Genomic DNA, 3,651 nt, shown 5'->3' with positions numbered 1-3,651 from the left:
GCCCGCGCCGCCTGCGCGGCCGCCGGTGTACCGATCGACGACCCCGGGACCGCCCGCCTGTACCTGCACGCGCTCGGCCAGCTCGCCGCCTCGCGCATGATCGAGGAGACCTCATGACCAGCACGCTCAGCCGCCCGGCGGCCCCCGCCCCCGTCGGCCGCCTCGTGGACCAGTTCGAGCGCGGCCTCGACGCCCCCATCTGTCTGACCTGGGAGCTCACCTACGCCTGCAACCTCGCGTGCGTGCACTGCCTGAGCTCCTCGGGCAAGCGCGACCCCCGCGAGCTGAGCACCGAGCAGTGCAAGGCGATCATCGACGAGCTGCAGCGCATGCAGGTCTTCTACGTGAACATCGGCGGTGGCGAGCCCACCGTCCGCCCCGACTTCTGGGAGCTCGTCGACTACGCGACCAGCCACCAGGTGGGCGTGAAGTTCTCCACCAACGGCGTGCGCATCGACGAGAAGGTGGCGCAGCGCCTGGCCGCGAGCGACTACGTCGACGTGCAGATCTCCATCGACGGTGCCACCGCCGAGGTCAACGACGCGGTCCGCGGCCCGGGCTCGTTTGACATGGCGGTCCGTGCCCTCGAGAACCTCAAGAACGCCGGCTTCACCGACGCCAAGATCTCGGTGGTGGTCACCCGCGAGAACGTGACCCAGCTGGACGAGTTCAAGGCCCTGGCGGACAAGTACGACGCCACCCTTCGCATCACCCGCCTGCGCCCCTCCGGCCGCGGAGCGGACGTGTGGGACGACCTCCACCCGCTCCCCGAGCAGCAGAAGGACCTCTACGACTGGCTGGTCGAGCACGGGTCGAACGTCCTCACCGGTGACAGCTTCTTCCACCTGTCGGCCTTCGGCGACGGCCAGGGCTCGCTGCCCGGCCTGAACCTCTGCGGCGCGGGCCGCGTGGTGTGCCTGATCGACCCGATCGGGGACGTCTACGCCTGCCCGTTCGCGATCCACGAGGAGTTCCTCGCCGGCAACATCGTCTCCGACGGCGGCTTCGAGAGCGTCTGGCAGACCTCGGAGCTCTTCCGCGAGCTGCGTGAGCCCCAGTCGGCCGGGGCCTGCGCGTCCTGCAACTTCTACGACAGCTGCCGCGGCGGCTGCATGGCGGCCAAGTTCTTCACCGGCCTGCCCATGGACGGGCCGGACCCGGAGTGCGTCCAGGGGTACGGCGAGGGATTGCTCGCGGCCGAGCGCAGCATCCCCTCGCCGTCACAGGACCACTCCCGGGTCAAAGGGTTGGCGGCGCGCAAGCAGCCCACCGGTCCGGTCCCGCTGACCCTCGTCACCACCCCGCCGCGCAGGCCCACCAGCCTGTGCGACGAGTCCCCCGTCTGAGTCGGCCGGCCGACCCGCCACCGCCCACGTCCTCCCCCGAAGGAGCCCTCTCCCGTGTCACGCCTGTCGAAGATCGCCGAGGCCAACCCCTGGCGCCGCAACCCCTGGTTCGAATCGGTCGCCGAGGCCCAGCGCCGCGCCAAGAAGAAACTGCCCCGGAGTGTCTACATGGCGCTGGTGGCCGGCAGTGAGCAGGGCGTGACGATCGACGACAACACGGCCGCGTTCGCCGAGCTGGGTCCCAAGCCGCACGTGATCGGGGCCAAGGCCGAGCGGGACATGGCCACCACGGTGATGGGGCAGCCGATCAGCCTCCCGGTGATGATCTCGCCGACCGGGGTCCAGGCCGTGACCCCGGACGGTGAGGTCGACGTGGCCCGCGCGGCCGCCGCGCGTGGCACCGCGATGGGACTGAGCTCCTTCGCCTCCAAGCCGATCGAGGAGGTCATCGCCGCGAACCCGCAGACCTTCTTCCAGGTGTACTGGCTCGGCGGCAAGGAGAAGGTCCTCGAGCGCCTCGAGCGGGCCAAGGCCGCCGGCGCCGCGGGCGTCATCCTCACCACCGACTGGTCGTTCTCCATGGGGCGCGACTGGGGCAGTCCGACCATCCCGGAGAAGCTCGACGCTAAGGCGATGCTCACCCTCGCCCCGGAGATCGTGGTGCGTCCGCGCTGGGCCGCCGAGTGGGCGCGTGACGTGGTGACCAACAAGCGTTTCCCCGACCTGACCACGCCGAACCTCGTGCACCAGGGCGAGATGGGTCCGACCTTCTTCGGCGCCTACGGCGAGTGGATGGGTACCCCGCCGGCCACGTGGGAGGACATCGCGTGGGTCGTGGACAACTACGACGGGCCGGTCATGCTCAAGGGCATCACCCGCATCGACGACGCCCGGCGTGCGGTCGACGCCGGCGTCAGCGCGATCTCGGTCTCCAACCACGGTGGCAACAACCTCGACGGCACCCCGGCCTCGATCCGCTGCCTCGCACCGATCGTCGACGCCGTCGACGGTCAGGTCGAGGTGCTGATGGACGGCGGGATCCGGCGCGGTTCGGACGTGGCCAAGGCGCTCGCCCTGGGCGCCCGCGCCGTGATGATCGGCCGCGCGTACCTGTGGGGCCTGGGCGCCAACGGCCAGGCCGGCGTGGAGAACGTCCTGGACGTCCTGCGCTCGGGCCTGGACTCCAGCCTGATCGGGTTGACCAAGTCCTCGATCTCGGAGCTCACCAGGGATGACTACGTGATCCCCGACGGGTTCATGCGTCGCCTGGGAGAGTGACCCGGTGGGCGGTCCGCCGGGCCTCCCTGTTACGTCCGTAGAGGAAAAGGAACCACAGTCCATGGGAGACTTCGACGGCAAGGTCGTCTACATCACCGGCATCGCCCGCGGCCAGGGCCGCAAGCACGCCATCCGTTTCGCCCGGGAGGGTGCCAGTGTCATCGGACTGGACCTGTGCGCCTCGCCGTCCGAGCACGTCGGTTACAAGGCGGCCACCGAGGACGACCTCGCGCAGACGGTCGAGAAGGTCCGCGCGGAGGGCGGGGAGATCCTCGCCGAGATCGGCGACGTCCGCGACCTGGCGTTCCAGCAGGACCTGGTCGCCCGCGGGGTCGAGCAGTTCGGCGGCCGTCTGGACGTGGTGATCGCCAACGCCGGCATCTGCAACTGGGGCAAGGTCTGGGAGATCGACGAGCAGCAGTGGCAGGACACGATCGACATCAACCTCACGGGGTACTGGAAGACCCTCAAGGCCACAATCCCGCACATGCTCGCGGCGGACAACGGTGGATCGATCGTCCTGGTGAGCTCCGTCGCCGGACTCAAGGCCATGCCGGTCCAGTCGCCCTACTCGGCCTCCAAGTACGGCGTGGTGGGCCTCGCGCAGACCGCGGCCAAGGAACTCGGTGAGCACCGGATCCGCGTCAACACGATCCACCCCTACGGCGTGCTGACCCCCATGGGTGCCGACGACCCGGCGGCCCACGACGTGTTCACCAACATGCCCCAGTTCCTCCCGCACTTCACGCCGATCCTGGGGATGGGCATGGCCACCACGGACGACATCTCCGACTCGGTGCTGTTCCTGGCCTCGGACGCCTCCCGCACCATCACCGCGTCGACGTTCACCGTCGACATGGGCGCGATCAAGGTCTGACCATCGAGCCCGTCCTGGCGGTGCTGCCGCTCGGCGCCACCGAGCAACACGGCGCGCACCTGCCCACCCAGACGGACACGCTGCTGGCCACGGCCACCGCGGACGCCCTCGCGGCCGCCGGCGTCCTGGTGCTCCCCGCTCTCGCGTACG

General features: G+C 69.9%; 4 protein-coding genes. All 4 read left to right on the top strand.

The window, feature by feature from the left end; genetic code table 11:
• Positions 1-113 precede the first annotated feature (113 nt).
• A complete protein-coding gene (gene mftC / locus G6017_RS11720) occupies positions 114-1,346 on the top strand; it encodes a mycofactocin radical SAM maturase (protein WP_179525884.1) in 1,233 nt (410 codons plus the stop codon).
• 54 nt (positions 1,347-1,400) lie between these two features.
• A complete protein-coding gene (gene mftD / locus G6017_RS11715) occupies positions 1,401-2,624 on the top strand; it encodes a pre-mycofactocin synthase MftD (RefSeq protein WP_182617491.1) in 1,224 nt (407 codons plus the stop codon).
• Between the two features lie 61 nt (positions 2,625-2,685).
• Positions 2,686-3,501 (top strand): mycofactocin-coupled SDR family oxidoreductase, encoded by an 816-nt coding sequence (locus G6017_RS11710; protein ID WP_179525882.1) that lies wholly within the window; start codon positions 2,686-2,688, stop codon positions 3,499-3,501.
• Between the two features lie 20 nt (positions 3,502-3,521).
• Positions 3,522-3,651 (top strand): creatininase family protein (locus tag G6017_RS11705; protein WP_182617488.1); only part of this gene is annotated, 130 nt, incomplete at its 3' end.

This window comes from Dietzia sp. B44, assembly GCF_014145245.1.
GTDB classification, from domain to species: domain Bacteria; phylum Actinomycetota; class Actinomycetes; order Mycobacteriales; family Mycobacteriaceae; genus Dietzia; species Dietzia natronolimnaea.
This window is presented reverse-complemented; position numbering and strand designations above follow the sequence as displayed.